Annotated in this window: 13 protein-coding genes; 5 read left to right on the top strand and 8 right to left on the bottom strand. The window is 67.3% G+C overall.

Going from position 1 to position 16528, the window contains the following annotated elements:
- Positions 1–29 precede the first annotated feature (29 nt).
- From mprF to U1737_RS11050, 4 genes are all read right to left on the bottom strand, one after another.
- A complete protein-coding gene (gene mprF, locus U1737_RS11065; protein WP_332796819.1) occupies positions 30–2624 on the bottom strand; it encodes a bifunctional lysylphosphatidylglycerol flippase/synthetase MprF in 2595 nt (864 codons plus the stop codon).
- Positions 2609–3025: a DUF2147 domain-containing protein gene (locus U1737_RS11060; protein WP_332796818.1), complete on the bottom strand. Its 417-nt coding sequence runs from the start codon at positions 3023–3025 to the stop codon at positions 2609–2611. Before U1737_RS11060 ends, mprF begins: the two co-directional genes overlap by 16 nt.
- 10 nt (positions 3026–3035) lie before the next feature.
- The gene (locus U1737_RS11055) at positions 3036–3713 is read right to left on the bottom strand and encodes an AcvB/VirJ family lysyl-phosphatidylglycerol hydrolase (protein ID WP_332796817.1); all 678 of its coding nucleotides are present in this window, start codon (positions 3711–3713) and stop codon (positions 3036–3038) included.
- A 261-nt stretch (positions 3714–3974) separates the two neighbouring features.
- Complete coding sequence (locus U1737_RS11050; RefSeq protein WP_248522594.1) at positions 3975–4262, bottom strand: chorismate mutase; 288 nt, start codon at positions 4260–4262, stop codon at positions 3975–3977.
- A 109-nt stretch (positions 4263–4371) separates the two neighbouring features.
- On the opposite strand from U1737_RS11050, the gene U1737_RS11045 reads away from it, so the two are divergent.
- Positions 4372–5400 (top strand): polyprenyl synthetase family protein, encoded by a 1029-nt coding sequence (locus tag U1737_RS11045; protein ID WP_248522595.1) that lies wholly within the window; start codon positions 4372–4374, stop codon positions 5398–5400.
- A gap of 171 nt (positions 5401–5571) precedes the next feature.
- On the opposite strand, the gene U1737_RS11040 is transcribed toward U1737_RS11045, so the two are convergent.
- Positions 5572–5991, bottom strand: a complete 420-nt coding sequence (locus U1737_RS11040) for a glycine zipper 2TM domain-containing protein (protein ID WP_248522596.1) — start codon at positions 5989–5991, stop codon at positions 5572–5574.
- Between the two features lie 123 nt (positions 5992–6114).
- Here U1737_RS11040 and U1737_RS11035 point away from each other — a divergent pair, with 123 nt between their 5' ends.
- Entirely contained in the window at positions 6115–6762 is a 648-nt protein-coding gene (locus tag U1737_RS11035) for a hypothetical protein (protein WP_332796816.1), read from the top strand.
- Between the two features lie 25 nt (positions 6763–6787).
- On the opposite strand, the gene U1737_RS11030 is transcribed toward U1737_RS11035, so the two are convergent.
- A complete protein-coding gene (locus U1737_RS11030; protein WP_332796815.1) occupies positions 6788–7756 on the bottom strand; it encodes a cation diffusion facilitator family transporter in 969 nt (322 codons plus the stop codon).
- Between the two features lie 205 nt (positions 7757–7961).
- Positions 7962–10541, bottom strand: coding sequence for a DNA mismatch repair protein MutS (gene mutS / locus U1737_RS11025; protein WP_332796814.1), 2580 nt, complete (start codon positions 10539–10541; stop codon positions 7962–7964).
- A gap of 251 nt (positions 10542–10792) precedes the next feature.
- On the opposite strand from mutS, the gene U1737_RS11020 reads away from it, so the two are divergent.
- Positions 10793–13048, top strand: a complete 2256-nt coding sequence (locus U1737_RS11020) for an NADP-dependent malic enzyme (protein WP_332796813.1) — start codon at positions 10793–10795, stop codon at positions 13046–13048.
- A 157-nt stretch (positions 13049–13205) separates the two neighbouring features.
- Here the strand turns inward: U1737_RS11020 and U1737_RS11015 are convergent, their stop codons facing one another.
- Positions 13206–13994, bottom strand: a complete 789-nt coding sequence (locus U1737_RS11015) for an SDR family oxidoreductase (protein WP_332796812.1) — start codon at positions 13992–13994, stop codon at positions 13206–13208.
- Positions 13995–14126: 132 nt separating this feature from the next.
- On the opposite strand from U1737_RS11015, the gene U1737_RS11010 reads away from it, so the two are divergent.
- Both U1737_RS11010 and U1737_RS11005 read left to right on the top strand, forming a co-directional pair.
- A complete protein-coding gene (locus U1737_RS11010) occupies positions 14127–14954 on the top strand; it encodes an SDR family NAD(P)-dependent oxidoreductase (protein ID WP_332796811.1) in 828 nt (275 codons plus the stop codon).
- Between the two features lie 10 nt (positions 14955–14964).
- The gene (locus U1737_RS11005) at positions 14965–16398 is read left to right on the top strand and encodes an MFS transporter (RefSeq protein ID WP_332796810.1); all 1434 of its coding nucleotides are present in this window, start codon (positions 14965–14967) and stop codon (positions 16396–16398) included.
- Positions 16399–16528 lie beyond the last annotated feature (130 nt).

Here is a 16528-nt window from a genome sequence, read left to right as displayed (position 1 = left end):
CCTAGCAAGGCGGGAAGCCCTAGCAAGCCTTACCGGCTCACCAAAGCCTGCAAATCGATCAGCCCGCGCAACAGCGACGTGCCGCCCGGCGAGGCGATGTAGCGCGGCGTCCAGTTCGGGCGGAACTTCTCCTTGTAGGCGCGCAGGCCGGCGAACCCGTAGAAGCGCTCGCCGTGGCGGAACAGGAACGCGGCGACCTTCGACCAGGTCGGCGACAGCCGCCGCGCCTCGATCCCGGACAGCGGTGCCATCCCGAGCGAGAAAGTGCGATAGCCATGCTCGTGGCCCCACAGCATCAGCCGCGTGAACAGGAAATCCATGCCCCCCTGCGGCATCGACTCGGCGTGGCGCATCAGGTCGACCGACAGCTCCTGCTTGTTCGGCGTGCCCCAGACATTGGCGAAGGCGACGATGCGCCCGTCGATCCGCACCACCGCGCAGTCGAACTTCGCCATATACCCCGGCTCGAACCGGCCGACGCTGAACCGCTTCTCGGCGTGGTTCTTGTCGGCCAGCCACCAGTCGGAGATCGCGTGCAATTCGGGCATGATCGCGAGCATCTCGGCGGCGGGCACGACCGCGAACTCTGCGCCGGCACGCTCGGCGACGCGGCTGGCCTTGCGCACGCTGCGCATGTCGGGCGTGTCGAGCGTGAAGCCTTCCAGCTCTACGGTCGCCTCCTCGCCATATTTGACGAGCTTCAGCCCCATCTCGATTGCGATCGGCACGATCCTGAGGCCGATCTGGTACAGCAGCAGCCGACCTTGCGCAGCGTCGGCACGCGCGCGGATCGCCCAGAGGAGTTCGGACCACGCCTCGCTCGGGCCGACCGGGTCGCCGATCACGATCCAGCTCGCGCCCTTCACCTGGTACATCAGGAACGCGTCGCCGCTGTCCGACACCAGGAACCGCTTGTCGCCGGTAAAGGCGAGCATCGCGTCGGTGCGGTCGGCATGCGCGAGCGCCGCGTCGGCGACGTCGCGCGGCAGTTCGTCGTGGACCATCGGCACGGGTGCGGCCGCGAACAGCCGCCAGATCGCCGCGCCGATCAGCAACAGCCCGACCGCCAGGCTGGTGCGCAGGAAGCGCGAGGCGTTCGCGTCGGTTTCGAACCGCCACCACAGGTCGCTCGAATAGCCGACATGGCGATAGGCGAAGAAGCCGATCAGCACCGACAGGCCTATCGCGGCGCCGACGCCGACCAGCCATTCGGGCGACAGCGGCTCCGCGGTCAGCCGCGTCCGGCGATAGAAGGCCGCCCGTGTCCATTGCAGCGCGGCGGCGGTCAGCACGAGCACGGTCGCCTCCTCGTAATCGAGGCCCTTGGCGATCGACAGCAGCGTCCCCGTGACCAGCAACAACCGCGCCGCCCAGAACGCACCGTCGAGCCGCCGGTACAGCCCGAGCGCGACGAACAACAGCATCACGCCGACGAGGCTCGCCGCGACATGCGCCATCTCGCTGATCGGCAGCGGCAGGACGCTCGCCAGCATGTCCATCCGGCCCGGCGCGGCGGGCAGCGCGCCCGAGACGAGCAGCATCGCGCCGCATAGGAAGACCAGCACGCCCAGCAGCAACGGCGCCAGCGGCAGCGCGATCGCCAGCGGATCGGTGCCGCGACGCTCCTGTCCGGCGGTGCGGTCGCGACGACGCCATTGCCGGCCCTCGTGGAACGCCAGCAATACCGCCGCCAGGATCAGCGGCGCGACGTAATAGATGATGCGATAGGCGAGCAGGGCTGCGAGGATGGTCGCGTTGTTCTGTGGCATCGTCGCGATGATCACCGCCTCGAACACGCCGAGCCCGCCCGGCACATGGCTGATCAACGCGACCACGATCGCCACCGCATAGCCGAGGAACAGCACCGGATAGAGATCGGGCGAGGCACCCGGCAACAGGACGAACAGCGCTGCGCTCGCCGCGGCGAGGTCGACCGTCGAGACCAGCACGAGCGCCAGCGCCTGCCGTGCATCGGGCAAGGGCAGTCGCCAGCCGAACAGCCCGATCGCCCCGCCGCGGCGATAGCGCAGGACGATCGCCAGCATCGCCAGCGGGATCGCGACGCCGATCGACCGCTCCAGCAGCGGCGGCATGGTCCAGCGGACGATCGGCAGCATGCCGGGATGCAGTGCCATCGACAGGCAGGCGACGGTGATCACCCCTGCCCAGAACGTCACGCCGGCGATCAGGACGACGCGCGCGACCGCGGCTTCGTCGAGGCCCGCGCGACTGTAGACACGGTAGCGCGCCGAGCCGCCTGTCAGCATCGCGAGGCCGAGATTGTGGCTGATCGTGTAGCTGGTGAACGAGGCGACCGCGGCGGTGCGCCACGGCAGCGGGTGGCCGATCACCCGGAGCGCGATCGTGTCGTAGAAGGTGAGCGCGATGTAGCTGACGACCGTCAGCGCGATCGACGCGGACAATTCGGGCCAGCCGAGCGCCGCGAACGCCCCGCGGACCTCCGACAGGCGGATCTCCGCGGTGAGCTTGTGGATCGCCGCGAAGCCGAGCACCGCCACCACCAGCACGGCGAGCGCGATCAGCGTGCCGCGGCGATGTGCGATCCACTCGCGGATCCGGGCCCAGTCGCGGATCCGGGTCACGCGCGTCAACCGCGTCGCCACGTCTGCGTCTTGCACAGGAAGCCGCCGATCAGGCACCCCTTCACGTCGATCGTGTCCGCGTCGATCAGCGTCAGCGTCGATCCGAAAGTGCGGCCCATGTCGGGTACGAAGATCTGCCCGGACCATCGGTTGCGACCGCTTGGGCGGTATTCGCGCAGCAACGCCGTGCCGATCAGCTTGGGCGTGCCGCCATCGCGCGCGTCGCCTTGCGCTTCTTCGTCGGCGCGGACGACCCAGCCGCACAGTTTGCTGCCGCCGGTCTTGTCGGGGCAGGCACCGGTCTTCACCGCCACGCTGTTCTTCGGGTTATGCCAGACGCCTTCCACCGCGGAAGCGGGAGCGGGGGAAGCGGGAGCGGGGCTGCCCGCGGCCATCGCGAGCGCCATCAGTGCAGCAACCATCGGTCGATCCTCAATCCGCGAATACGAACCGCGATAGCACGTCGTAGAGCGCATCGGCGTCGCGGTGAAGCGGGTGTCCGCCGGGCAGGGCGACCCGCCGTGCATTGGCCTGGGTCAGCAACGGACACAGGCTCTCGGCCTCCTCGACGCCTTGCACGCACAGCAGCGGCGCCCAGGTGAGACGGCGGGCGGTCGGCAGCGCATCGGTGGTCGGCGTCAAGTAATCGAACACTTCGTTCGGGGACGCGCGGAACTGGACGGTGTTCTCGGGCACGATCAGCGCGACCTTGGCGATCTTCGCGCGCAGGTCGGGGGTGAGGTCGACCAGCCCGACATGGAGCATGTCCGCGCCGAACGACTGGCCGATCAGCACGACCCGGTCGGTCTGCCCGAACCGCAGCGCCCGCTGTTCGGCGCGGGCGATCAGCATCGTGATGTCCGCCGGCGTCCGTGTCCGGCGCAGATAGGTGAGCGTGTTGACCGCAACCACCGGCACGCCGTCCGCCGCGAGCCGCCGCGCGATCTGCGGTGCCATGCCGATCTTGTAGCCGAGATCGCCGGTCAGCAGGACCGCGGCGAACGGGCGACGGGGCTTTGCCGGCGTCGTGATGGCGGGGACGTCGGTGAACAGCGGGCCACCGAAATAGCCGAGCCAGCCCATGAAGCCTGCCGCGGCAACAGCGGCCATAGCCAGCACGAGCAGGGATCGGTGGAACCACGTCATCCGCAACCGATTGCGCCAAGTCGGATGATCGGCAGGTGGAGCAGGGATGACGTTTTCGTCACCCTGCTGCTCTGCGCTGTATTCCGCCCCGTGCTGAAATGCCGGACTGAGAGGCCCCACCCCGGCCTTCGCCGGGGTGGTAACTTTGGTTGAGGGCGTCAAATTCGTCAAAGCGGTAAGCTTGAGGGGTAGATATTCTCTACGCCTGGCTGATTGCCCCGCCCGTCAATCCGGATCGTGCGCGAGCCGCTCGTGGTGGCGGATCACTTCGTCGATGATGAAGCGCAGGAATTTCTCCGAAAACTCGGGGTCGAGCTGTGCCTCCGCCGCCAGATGCCGCAATCGCGCGATCTGGCGTTCCTCGCGGCCGGGATCGGCCGGCGGCAGGCCGTGCGTAGCCTTGTGCCGGCCGACCGCCTGGGTCACCTTGAAGCGCTCGGCGAGCATGTGGATCAGCGCCGCATCGATATTGTCGATGCTCTGGCGGTATCCGTTGAGCAGATCGTCAGCCATCCACGCACCCTTTCGTTGGTTCGGCGCGCCTTTTGCGGGCATGGGTCGCGAACGGCAAGGGGCACCAAGGGTTGCTTTGCAGGGGCATAGGCGTCAGAGGCTCGGAGAGATGAGCGCCACCGTCCACCGCCTCGAAACCCTACGTCCCAATCCCGAGTCACAGCCCTCGCTGGACCCGATGGTCAAGCTCGTCACCGGCGATATGGACCAGGTCAATGCGGTGATCCGCGGCCGGATGGAGTCGGAAATCCCGCTGATCCCCGAACTGGCCGGTCACCTGATTGCTGGCGGCGGCAAGCGGATGCGGCCGATGCTGACGCTCGCGAGTGCGCGGCTGATCGACTATTCGGGGACGCAGCATCACCTGCTCGCCGCCGCGGTCGAGTTCATTCACACCGCGACTTTGCTCCACGACGACGTCGTCGACGGCTCGGACCTGCGCCGGGGCAAGCGCACCGCCAACATCATCTGGGGCAACCCGGCAAGCGTGCTGGTCGGCGATTTCCTGTTCAGTCGCAGCTTCGAACTGATGGTCGAGGCCGGTAGCCTCAAGGCGCTCAAAATCCTGTCCTCGACCAGCGCGGTGATCGCCGAGGGCGAGGTGAACCAGCTCACCGCCGCGCGCCGCGTCGATCTCGGCGAGGAGCGCTACCTCGACATCATCGGCGCGAAGACCGCCGCGCTGTTCGCCGCGGCCTGCCGGATTTCGGCGGTCGTCGCCGAGCGTCCCGAAGCGGAGGAAGCCGCGCTCGACGCGTATGGCCGCAACCTCGGCATCGCGTTCCAGCTGGTCGACGATGCGATCGATTACGTCTCGGACGCGGACACGATGGGCAAGGACGCGGGCGACGACTTCCGCGAGGGGAAAATGACGCTCCCCGTGATCCTGGCGTATGCGCGCGGCTCGGCCGAGGATCGCGCATTCTGGAAGGACGCGGTCGAAGGACGCCGCGACAGCGACGCCGACCTGCAACACGCGGTTCGCCTAATCCGCTCGACCCGCGCGATCGACGACACGTTCGCGAGGGCCCGCCATTATGGCCAGCGCGCGATCGACTCGATCGGCGGCTTCGCGAACGGGGACGCCAAGGACGCGATGGTCGAGGCCGTCGAATTCGCGGTAGCGCGCGCCTACTGAACACTTCCGTTCGGCCCGAGCGAAGTCGAAGGGTCCGTCCAACGCGCAGGTGCTTCGACTTCGCTCAGCACGAACGGGCTTGGAACGGGATCGTGAAGCGCGCTCATCCAGACATAAAAACGGCGGCCGATCGCTCGGCCGCCGTCGTCATTCTTAAACCCGGTTAAAGGCTCAGCGGCACTTCACGTTGCCGCGATCGACCGACCGGCCGAGCAACGCGCCACCACCGGCACCCGCCAGCGTACCGAGCGTACCGCCACCGATCAGGTTCGCCAGCACACCGCCACCCAGGGCGCCGATCACCAGACCGGTCGTGCCGTCATTGCGCTTGCAATACGCACGACCATCCTTGCCACGATAGATACGGTCGTTGCGGCCAAGGCGACGCTCGCGATAATTGCCGTTCTGATAGCTGCGCGACGGATCCCAGTTGCGATCGTCACCACGCCAGTTGCGATCGTTTCCGCGGCGGTCGTTGCGATCGTTGCGGTCACGACGATCGTCGTTACGCTGCGCGGTTGCTGCCGTCGGCATCATCGCCGGGGCCGCAACAGCGACGGACATCAGCGCGGCGATAAGATGCTTCTTCATGAATTCACTCCTGATCTGTGCAAGGATAACCTGCATCATGCCGATAAAGTTCATTCCGGTGCATGGCATCCGGACCGGCGCATGGGCTTGCAACGATCTGCCCTGGTCGATAGCCCTCGCCGCATGAAGGTCGAAGGCAGCTATAGCGATCACGGGTTCGCGCATATTCAAGGACTTGTACCGGTAGAGGTAACCGATGCATTCCTCCGCCGGTTGAAACAGGATCTCGGATTGGCGAGTGTCGACCTGAGCACGGTCACGCAGCATCCCAATCTGCTCAAGCGCCCCGCGTTCGAGGTCTATGGCCAACAATATCCGCCGATGCTGCAGTTTCTCTGGGGGCTGACGCCGATCGTCAGCCAGCTCGTCGGACGCGAACTGTTACCGACCTATGATTACTTCCGGGTCTACCGCGAGGGTGACGTCTGTATGGTGCATTCGGATCGGCTGGCGTGCGAACACAGCCTCTCGCTGACGCTCGACTACAGCGACGGTGCGCCGTGGGATCTCGAGGTCGGCACGCAGCGAACCGAGCCGAGCGCACGCGTTACCGATGATTTCGGCGCGGAGCCGCATGCCGCGATCACGATGGAGGTCGGCGATGCGGTCCTCTACCAGGGCGTGCATCACCGCCACGGTCGCATGACGCCGAACCCGAACGGCTGGTCGGCGCATCTCTTCCTGCACTGGGTCGACCGCGAGGGACCTTATCGCGATCAGGCACTGGAAGGGGAAACCAGCCGCGCAAAGGCCGATTTCCACTTCGTCTGAAGCGTCGCGTCGTCCGAAGCGCGCGTCAGACCTTGTCCGGGCTTGCCATCGAACAGTCGTGGCCGGCACCCGTCTCGACCTGCAAGGTTGCGTGGCCGATCCCGAACTTCTCGTGCAGCATCGTCCTGGCATCACTCAGGAAGTGATCGCCGGGATGGCCGCCGGGCATCACCAGATGCGCGGTGAGGACGGGTTCGGTGGTGCTCATCGGCCAGATGTGGAGGTCATGGATTTCGCGGACGCCGGGCAGGCTGCACAGCGCCTCGTCGACATCGTCGAACGCGATCCCGCGCGGCACCGCCGACAGCGCCATCTCGACGGTTTCGCGCAACAGGCCCCAGGTCTGCCAGAAGATGAGGACGGCGATGACGATGCTGACCGCCGGGTCGATCCAAGTGAGGCCGGTGCGCCAGATCACGAGGCCGGCGATCACCACGCCCGCCGATACCAGCGCGTCGGCCGCCATGTGCAGATACGCGCCGCGGATGTTGACGTCGCCTTTGCGCCCGCGTGCGAACATCCAGGCGGTGATCGCGTTGACGGCGATGCCGACGCCCGCGACCATCGAGACGGTGAGGCCGGCGGTGGGGGCAGGGTCCGAGAACCGCTGCGACGCCTCCAGCACGATCGCGCCGAGCGCGACGAGCAGCAGCAGCGCATTGGTCAGCGCGGCGAGGATCGTCGAGCCCTTCAGCCCGTAGGTGAAGCGCTTGGTCGGTGCCGTGCGCGCAAGCATCGTTCCGCCCCAGGCGACGACGAGCCCCAACACGTCGGACAGATTGTGGCCGGCGTCGGCGAGCAGCGCGACCGAGTCGATCCGCAGGCCGACGACCGCCTCGACCGCGACGAACACGATGTTGAGTCCGATCCCGATCGCGAACGCACGGTCGAACGAGGCGGGCGCGTGGCTGTGGCCGCCATGGGAGTGGCCTCCGCCGTGGCCCGCGTGCGAGTGGCCGTGATCATGTGAATGCCCGTGATGATGTCCGCCCAAGGCCCGCGCTCCGCTAAATCCGGCCGCCGCCTAGCATCGCCGTATCGTGAGATACTAGGACGCGCGCATTCTTAGTCGGTTGCGCCTTGCTTCCCTCAATCCGTCACCCCGGCGGAGGCCGGGGCCCACCGGCCCGCACACTCTAGTCTCCCGGATGTGCGGAACAGTGGATGCCGGAACGAGCCCGGCATGACGGGGGAAGGGATCACCCCTCGTTGGCTAAGGCCTTCAACCGATAGAGCGCCTCAAGCGCATCCCGCGGACTCATCGCATCGATATCGAGTTTCGCCAGATCCTCGCGCAGCACATCGCACGCCACCTCCTCGACCTGCGCTGCCGCCGCGAACAAGGGCAGGTCGTCCAACCCCGCCGCGATCCCCCCGGTCTTCGCGCGCCCGGCTTCGAGCTTCGCCAGCACCGCCTTCGCGCGCGCCACCGTCACCGGCGACATCCCCGCCAGTCGCGCGACAGCGAGGCCATAGCTCCGATCCGCTGGCCCGTCCGCGAGCTCGTGGAGCAGTACCAGCTCGCCCTTCCACTCGCGTGCGCGGACGTGATGCAGCGACAGCGCCTCGCAGCGTTCGGCAAGCCGCGTCAGCTCGTGGTAATGCGTCGCGAACAGGCAGCGGCAGCGATTGTCCTCATGGATCGCCTCGACCACCGCCCACGCGATCGCGAGCCCGTCATACGTCGACGTACCACGGCCGACCTCGTCGAGGATCACGAACGAGCGCGGCGTCGCCTGCGCGAGGATCGCCGCGGTCTCGACCATCTCGACCATGAAGGTGGAGCGGCCACGCGCGAGGTTGTCCGACGCGCCGACCCGGCTGAACAGCCGATCGACCAGCCCCAGGGTGGCCTTGGTCGCGGGCACATACGATCCCGCCTGCGCCAGCACGGCGATCAGTGCGTTCTGGCGGAGGAAGGTCGATTTACCGCCCATGTTCGGGCCGGTGACAAGCCACAGCCGTGAACTTTCTGAAAGGTTGCAGTCGTTGGCGACGAACCGGTCGCCCGACTTGGCCACCGCCGCCTCGACCACCGGATGCCGGCCGCCCTCGATATCGAAGCACGCATGATCGACCAGCGAAGGCCGCGTCCAGGCGCCTTCCGCCGCGCGCTCCGCCAGCCCAGCCGCGACGTCGAGCCGCGCGAGCGCATCCGCCGTCGCCGCAATCGCCTCGCGCCCTGCCAAGGCCTGCGCGGTCAGTTCCTCGAGATGCGCCGCCTCTGCCGCCAACGCATGCGCGCCCGACTGCGACACCTTCGCCGCGACCTCGTGAAGGGCGGGCGTGTTGAACCGGACGACGCCGGCTAGAGTCTGGCGATGCGTGAAGCCGCTCTCCGGCTTCATCAACGGATCCGCCGCGCGCGCAGGCACTTCGACATGATAGCCGAGCACGCCGTTGTGGCGGATCTTCAGCGCGGTAACGCCGGTCGCGGTGCGGAACTCCGCCTCGAGCGCGGCGATCGCCCGCCTGCCGCCCGCGCCTGCGTCGCGCAGGTCGTCGAGCGCCGCGTCATAGCCCGCTGCGATATAGCCGCCATCGGACGGCTCGATCGGCGGCGACGGCACCAGCGCGCGCTTGAGCAGGTCGATCAGCGCGCCGTGTCCGCGCAATCTTGGCGCGACGTCCCGGAGCAGCACCGGCGGGTCAACGATGCCGTCGAGCCGCTCGCCGAGGCTCCATGCACCGTCCAGCCCGTCGCGCAACTGCCCCAGATCGCGCGGACCACCACGCCCCGCCGCGAGCCGCCCGAGCGCGCGGCCGATGTCCGGCAGAGCGCGCAGGGTCGACCGCAACTTCTCCCGCGCCGCCTGGTCGTCATGGAACAGCCGTACCAGATCGAGCCGCGCGTCGATCGCTGCCTTGTCCATCAACGGTGCGCCGAGATCCGCCCCCAGCAACCGCGCACCGGCCCCGGTGACAGTCCGGTCGACCGCATCGAGCAGGCTCCCCTTCCGCACGCCACCGGTCGTGCAGGTCAGCTCCAGGCTCTCCCGCGTCGCCGCGTCGATCGCCATCGTCTCCGCCGCCCGCCCGATCCGCGGCGGTCGAAGAAAGGGCATCGCGCCCTTCGCATTATGCTCCAGATACGCGACCAGCCCGCCCGCCGCGGCCAGCCCCGCGCGCCCGAACTGCCCAAATCCATCGAGCGTCGCTACGCCGTACACTCGCTTCAGCCGAGCCTCGCCAGCCCCGCTGTCGAAGTCCGTCTTCGGCCGCAGCGTCGTCGCCGACTCCTCGAAAGCGCTAGCCTCCGACGCGACAACCTCGGCCGCGCCAAGCCGCGCCAGTTCCGCCTCGACCGCATCGCCCGCAACCTCAACGATCTCGAACCGTCCTGTCGACACGTCCGCCGCGGCGATCGCCACCGACCCGCCAGCCTCGCCGATCGCCACGCACCAATTGTCGCTCCGCGCGTCGAGCAGCGCCTCCTCGGTCAGCGTGCCCGCGGTCACTACGCGGACGATGGCGCGTGCGACGAGCGCCTTCGATCCGCCGCGGGCCTTGGCTTCTGCCGGGCTCTCGACCTGCTCGGCGATCGCCACCCGGTGGCCAGCCTTGATCAGCCGTTGCAGGTACACCGTCGCCGCATGCACGGGCACGCCGCACATCGGGATCGGCTTGCCCTCATGCTCGCCGCGCGCGGTCAGCGCGATGTCGAGCACCCCCGCGGCGGTCCGCGCATCGTCCATGAACAGTTCGAAGAAATCGCCCATCCGGTAGAACAACAGGCAATCCTGCGCCTCCGCCTTCAGGCCGAGATACTGCGTCATCATGGGGGTAGGGGCGGGGTGCGACATCACGGTGCGGGTAGCGAAAAGCCCGGCCTCATAAAACCCCTCTCCCCCCGGGGAGAGGGAGGGGCCCGCGCGAAGCGTGGGAGGGTGAGGGGGAGTGAGGCTCGGGCGCGCACCCCAACCGCCCCTCATCCGGCGCATGCGCGCCTCTTCTCCCCGTGGGGGAGAAGGAGTTCCAATCGCCGGCTCCCCTGCGTAAAGACACAGGCCAAAGAGAGAGGTCCCCGCCCATGTCCGACGAAACGCTGCAATTCTCCGAACGCGAAGCCTTGCTCTTCCATTCGGAAGGCCGTCCGGGGAAGATCGAGATCATCGCCTCCAAGCCGATGGCGACGCAGCGCGATCTCGCGCTCGCCTATTCGCCCGGCGTCGCGGTCCCGGTGCAGGCGATCTACGACGATCCCGCCACCGTCTACGACTATACCGCCAAGGGAAACCTCGTCGCGGTCATCTCGAACGGCACCGCGATCCTCGGCATGGGCAATCTCGGGCCGCTCGCCAGCAAGCCGGTGATGGAGGGCAAGGCGGTCCTCTTCAAGCGCTTCGCCGACGTCGACGCGATCGATATCGAGCTCAAGACCGAGGACGTGAACCGCTTCATCGACGCGGTCGAGCTGATGGAGCCCGCGTTCGGCGGGATCAACCTCGAGGACATCAAGGCGCCCGAATGCTTCATCATCGAGCAGGCCCTGCGCGAGCGGATGAACATCCCGGTCTTCCATGACGACCAGCACGGCACCGCGATCATCACCGCCGCCGGCCTGATCAATGCGTGTTTGCTGACCGGGCGGAAGCTTTCCGAGGTGAAGATCGTCGTCAACGGCGCCGGCGCCGCGGCGATCGCCTGCACCGAGCTCGTGAAAGCGATGGGCGTGCGCGGCGACAACGTTATCCTCTGCGACCGCAAGGGCGTGATCTACCAGGGCCGCGATGGCATCGACCAGTGGAAGTCCGCGCACGCCGCGATCACCGAGACGCGCACGCTGACCGAGGCGCTGGTCGGCGCCGACGTGTTCCTGGGGCTGTCCGCGGCGGGCTCGCTGACGCCGGAGATGGTCAAGGACATGGCCCCCGCGCCGATTATCTTCGCGATGGCCAACCCCGAGCCCGAAATCCGCCCCGAACTGGCGATGGCCGCGCGGCCCGATGCGATCGTCGCCACCGGCCGCTCGGATTATCCGAACCAGGTCAACAACGTACTCGGCTTCCCGTTCATCTTCCGCGGTGCGCTCGACGTCCGCGCGACCGGCATCAACGACGCGATGAAGATCGCCGCCGCCAACGCCATCGCGGAGTTGGCGCGCGAACGCGTGCCGGAGGAAGTCGCGGCCGCATACGGCGTCAGCCACAGTTTCGGCCCGACGTACATCATCCCGGCCCCCTTCGATCCGCGGCTGATGGAAGTCGTCCCCGTCGCGGTCGCCAAGGCGGCGATGGCGTCTGGCGTCGCGACCAAGCCGATCCTCGATATCGAGGCGTATCGCCATTCGCTGCGTGCCCGCCTCAACCCGACCACCTCGGTCCTGTCGATGGCCTATGAAGGCGCGCGGGCGCACCCGAAGCGCGTGATCTTCGCGGAGGGCGAGGAAGAGGTCGTCCTCCGCGCCGCGATCGCGTTCAAGGAAGGCGGGTATGGCACGCCGGTGCTGGTCGGTCGCGACGACGTGCCCGACCGGTTGCGCGCCTTGGGCGTCACCGACCCGGAGAGCTTCGAACTTCACAACAGCCGCGTCTCGCCGCTGGTGCCGCGGATGGTCGACTTCCTGTATTCGCGGCTCCAGCGCCGCGGCTATCTGCGCCGCGATTGCGAGCGGATGGTCAACCAGGACCGCAACATCTTCGGCGCGCTGCTGCTCCAGCTCGGCGAAGGCGACGCGATGATCACCGGCATCACGCGGACGTACGGCGAGACGATGCGGCAGATTTATCGCGTGATCGATCCGGCTGCGGGCAAGACGCCGTTCGGCATCCACCTGCTGGTCGGCCAGAGCCACACCGTGTTCATCGCGGACACGACGGTCAACGAACGCCCGACTGCCGAGCAACTGGCGGACTTCGCGGAACAGACCGCGGCGGTTGCGCGGCGGATGGGTCACGAACCCCGCGTGGCGTTCCTGAGCTATTCGAACTTCGGTAACCCGAAGGGCGAATGGCTCGACAACATCCGCGATGCGGTGACGGTGCTGGATGGGCGGCAGGTCGGCTTTGAATACGAAGGTGAGATGGCGCCGGACGTCGCGCTGAACCCGAAGCAGCTCGCGAACTACCCCTTCGCGCGGCTGTCCGGCCCCGCGAACGTCCTGATCATGCCGGGCCTCCAGTCGGCGCATATCTCGGCCAAGCTGCTCCGCGAACTGGGCGGGGACTCAGTCATCGGCCCCATGCTCATCGGCATGGAAAAGCCGGTCCAGGTCGCCCCGATGACCAGCACGGCGAGCGAACTGGTTACCCTGGCCGTCCTCGCAGCAGGAGGTATCGCCCGCTAATTTTCCTCGCCCCTACGGGGAGAGGGAAGGGGCCCGCGGCGCTTGCCGTGGGAAGGGAGAGGGGAGTGAGGCTCGGGCGGCTCGTTCCAACGCCCCTCTCCCTTCCGCCGCCAAGCGGCTGCTCCCTCCCTCTCCCCGGAGGGGCGAGGGAATAAATTCACGCGTCGATGCTCGTCCCCAACGACGCATGCACCAGGCCACCATCCACCGTAATCGTCTCCCCGATCACATAATCCCCAGCCCGGCTCGCCAGATAAATCGCAGCGCCAGCCATATCCTCGTCGACCCCGACGCGCTTCGCCGGGATGCCCTGCGCCACCGTATCCCCATGATCCCGCGCGGCCTTGTTCATGTCGCTAGCAAACGCCCCCGGCGCGATCGAGGTCACGTTGATCGAATCCGTAACCAGCCGCGCCGCCATCCGCTTCGTCAGGTAGATCAGCGCCGATTTCGACGCATGATAGCTGTACGTCTCCCACGGATTCAGCCGCTGCCCATCGATCGACGTGATGTTGATCACCTTCGCCGGCCGCTCCCGCGATCCCGAAGCCTTCAGCGCCGCATGCAGCGCCTGCGTCAGGAAGAACGGCGACTTCACGTTGAGGTCCATGACCTTGTCCCAGCCGATCTCCGAAAACTCCTCGAACGGCACGCCCCACGCCGCGCCCGCATTGTTCACCAGGATATCCAGCTTGCCCTCATGCTCGGCGAACTGCGCGGCCAGCGCCTTGCACCCCGCCACCGTCGAGACGTCCTGCGGCAACGCGATGCAGTTAGGCCCGAGTTCCGCGGCCGCCGCCTCGCACACATCGGCTTTCCGCGAAGAGATATACACCTTCGCCCCCTGCGCGATGAAGCCGGCGGCGATCATCTTGCCGATCCCGCGGCTGCCGCCGGTGATCAGCGCGACGCGGCCGTCGAGCCGGAACAGGTTGGTCGTATCCATCACGCATCCTCCAAATGTTTGGCCGCTTGGTATCGCCGCCCGTGCTCTGCCGCAAACCCGTTTTTCGAACGCGCCATCATTGACGAGTGCAGAAGCCATACTATGCTCGCAAAAAAGAGCAGGAGAGTGCGTGTGAGGTTTTCAGGCAAGCGTGCCGTCGTGACCGGCGGCGCGTCCGGCATCGGCCGGGCGACCGCGCTCCGACTCGCCGACGAAGGCGCCACCGTCCTGATCGGCGACATCGACGAAGCCGGTGGCCATGCGCTCGCCGACGCATCCGGCGGGCGCATCATCTTCCAGCGTGCCGACGTCCTCCAGGCCGGCGATATCGAGGCGCTGATGCAGACCGCCGACGATGCAGGCGGGCTCGACATCCTGTTCAACAACGCCGGCGCCGGCGGCTCACGCGATCCGATCGGCGAGATCAGCCCGGAGGATTGGGACCGCACCCAGGCGCTCCTCCTCCGCTCGGTCGCACTCGGCATCCGCTACGCAGCACCGCTCATGGTCAAGCGCGGCGGTGGCGCGATCGTCAACACCTCGTCGGTATCCGCGCTCGGCACCGGCTACGCGCCGACCGCTTACTCCACCGCCAAGGCCGGCGTGCTCCACCTCACCAAGCAAGCCGCCGCCGATCTCGCGCAGCACAGGATCCGCGTGAACGCGGTCGTACCCGGCTTCATCGTCACCAACATTTTCACGCGGGCGCTCGAACTCGACGAGGACAAGACGACCAAAGCCGACGCGATGATCGCGCACATCGCCGCCGACGCGCAGCCGATCCGCCGCCCTGGCACCGGCGACGACATCGCCGCCGCAGTCGCGTTCCTCGCCAGCGAGGACGCCAGCTTCATCACCGGCACGCACATCCTCGTCGACGGCGGCATGACGATCGGCACGCGGCCGAGCTGGGACCCTGCGCAACCCTCGCTGTTCGCAATTCTCGACAAACTGAAATGACCGCCGCGTCATGAGCGCTCAGGGCCGCCGCCTCTCGAACGGCACGATGGCGAGCTACGGCTTCGGCGCGGTCGCCTACGGGGTGAAGGACGCAGGCTTCGGCACGTTCCTGCTGCTGTTCTACAACCAGGTCGTCGGGCTGCCCTCCGCCACCGTCGGCCTCGTCATCATGATGGCGCTGCTGATCGATGCGTTCGTCGACCCCGCGGTCGGCTTCTTCTCCGATCGCACGCGAACCAAATGGGGCAGGCGGCATCCCTGGATGTACGCCTCCGCACTGCCGATCATGGTCGGTTGGCTGCTGCTGTGGAACCCGCCCTCGATCATGTCGGAGCCGCAGACGCTGGTCTGGCTGTTCGCGATGGCGGTGCTCGTGCGCACTGCGGTGAGTTGCTACGAGGTCCCCTCGGTCGCGCTGACTCCCGAGCTGACCTCCGGCTATGACGAGCGCACGCGGATCATGGCGTATCGCTATTTGTTCGGCTGGGTCGGGGGGCTGCTGATGCTGCTGTCCGCGTACAAATATTTCCTCGCGCCCACCGCCGCGTTCCCCAACGGCCTGCTCAACCGCGCCGGTTACAGCGGCTTCGCGCTCGCGGGCGCGCTGCTCATCGGCGTAGCGATCCTCGTGTCGGCGCTCGGCACGCACCACGAGATCAAGCATCTCCCCAACGCCCCGATCGCCCGGCAGACTCTGCGTGATTCCTTCGCCGAACTGCGCGAAACGGTGAAGAGCCGCGCCTTCGCGATCCTGATGGCGGCGGGCGTCTGCGCCTACACGATCCAGGGCATCAGCTACGCGATGTCGAATTACCTCTATATCTACGTATGGGGCTTCAAGGGCCCGACCTTCGTATATCTGACCATCGCGTTGTTTTCGGGTGTCTTTCTCGCGTTCCTGGCGGCGCCCCGGCTCGGAAAATCCGCCAGCAAGCCCAAGGCGGCGATGACCGCGGTGTTATGCGGCGCGGCGCTCAACACCTCGCCCTATTGGTTGCGCATGCTCGGCGTGTTTCCGGAGGTCGGCGAGTCCACGCTGCTGCCGATGCTGTTCGGGTTCTTCATCCTAGGCACCGCGTCGAACGTGACCGGGTTCATCCTCGGCGCGTCGATGATGGCGGATGTGGTCGAGGATTCGGAGGCGAAGACGGGCCGGCGGTCCGAAGGCGTGTTCTTCGCCGGCTCGTTCTTCGTCCAGAAATGCACCAGCGGGATCGGGATTTTCTTCGCGGGCATGATCCTCGCGGTGGCGGGGTTCCCGGCCAAGGCGACGCCGGGGACGGTTCCGGTGGGGACGATCGACCGCCTCACGCTGATCTACGCCGGCCTCTACATCGCACTAGCCTGCGTCTCGGCGTTCTTCTTCTCGCGGTTTCCGTTTGGCCGAGTTGAACATGAAGCACGGCTGGCGAGGCTGGCAACGAGCTCCGTTCGCGAGAGCTAAGCATAATCCTCCCCCGCAAGGGGGAGGTGGCTGGCGCTTGCCAGACGGAGGGGGAGGCACGCGAAACGCGCGTTCCGTGTCCTCCCCCTCCGTCACCTTCGGCGACACCTCCCCCTTGCGGGGGAGGATG

Origin of the sequence: Sphingomonas fucosidasi (genome assembly GCF_036663855.1) — a bacterium.
In the GTDB taxonomy this organism is placed as follows: Bacteria; Pseudomonadota; Alphaproteobacteria; order Sphingomonadales; family Sphingomonadaceae; genus Sphingomonas; species Sphingomonas faeni_B.
Note: the sequence above shows the minus strand (reverse complement) of the source record. Positions and strands in the feature narration are given on the sequence as shown.

Bases quoted from the DNA above. Each gene is read 5' to 3' on its own strand.
- U1737_RS11060 (WP_332796818.1), bottom strand. From the start codon at position 3,025: ATGGTTGCTGCACTGATGGCGCTCGCGATGGCCGCGGGCAGCCCCGCT.
- U1737_RS11055 (WP_332796817.1), bottom strand. From the start codon at position 3,713: ATGGCCGCTGTTGCCGCGGCAGGCTTCATGGGCTGGCTCGGCTATTTC.
- U1737_RS11050 (WP_248522594.1), bottom strand. From the start codon at position 4,262: ATGGCTGACGATCTGCTCAACGGATACCGCCAGAGCATCGACAATATC.
- U1737_RS11045 (WP_248522595.1), top strand. From the start codon at position 4,372: ATGAGCGCCACCGTCCACCGCCTCGAAACCCTACGTCCCAATCCCGAG.
- U1737_RS11040 (WP_248522596.1), bottom strand. From the start codon at position 5,991: ATGAAGAAGCATCTTATCGCCGCGCTGATGTCCGTCGCTGTTGCGGCC.
- U1737_RS11035 (WP_332796816.1), top strand. From the start codon at position 6,115: ATGAAGGTCGAAGGCAGCTATAGCGATCACGGGTTCGCGCATATTCAA.
- mutS (WP_332796814.1), bottom strand. From the start codon at position 10,541: ATGATGACGCAGTATCTCGGCCTGAAGGCGGAGGCGCAGGATTGCCTG.
- U1737_RS11020 (WP_332796813.1), top strand. From the start codon at position 10,793: ATGTCCGACGAAACGCTGCAATTCTCCGAACGCGAAGCCTTGCTCTTC.
- U1737_RS11015 (WP_332796812.1), bottom strand. From the start codon at position 13,994: ATGGATACGACCAACCTGTTCCGGCTCGACGGCCGCGTCGCGCTGATC.
- U1737_RS11005 (WP_332796810.1), top strand. From the start codon at position 14,965: ATGAGCGCTCAGGGCCGCCGCCTCTCGAACGGCACGATGGCGAGCTAC.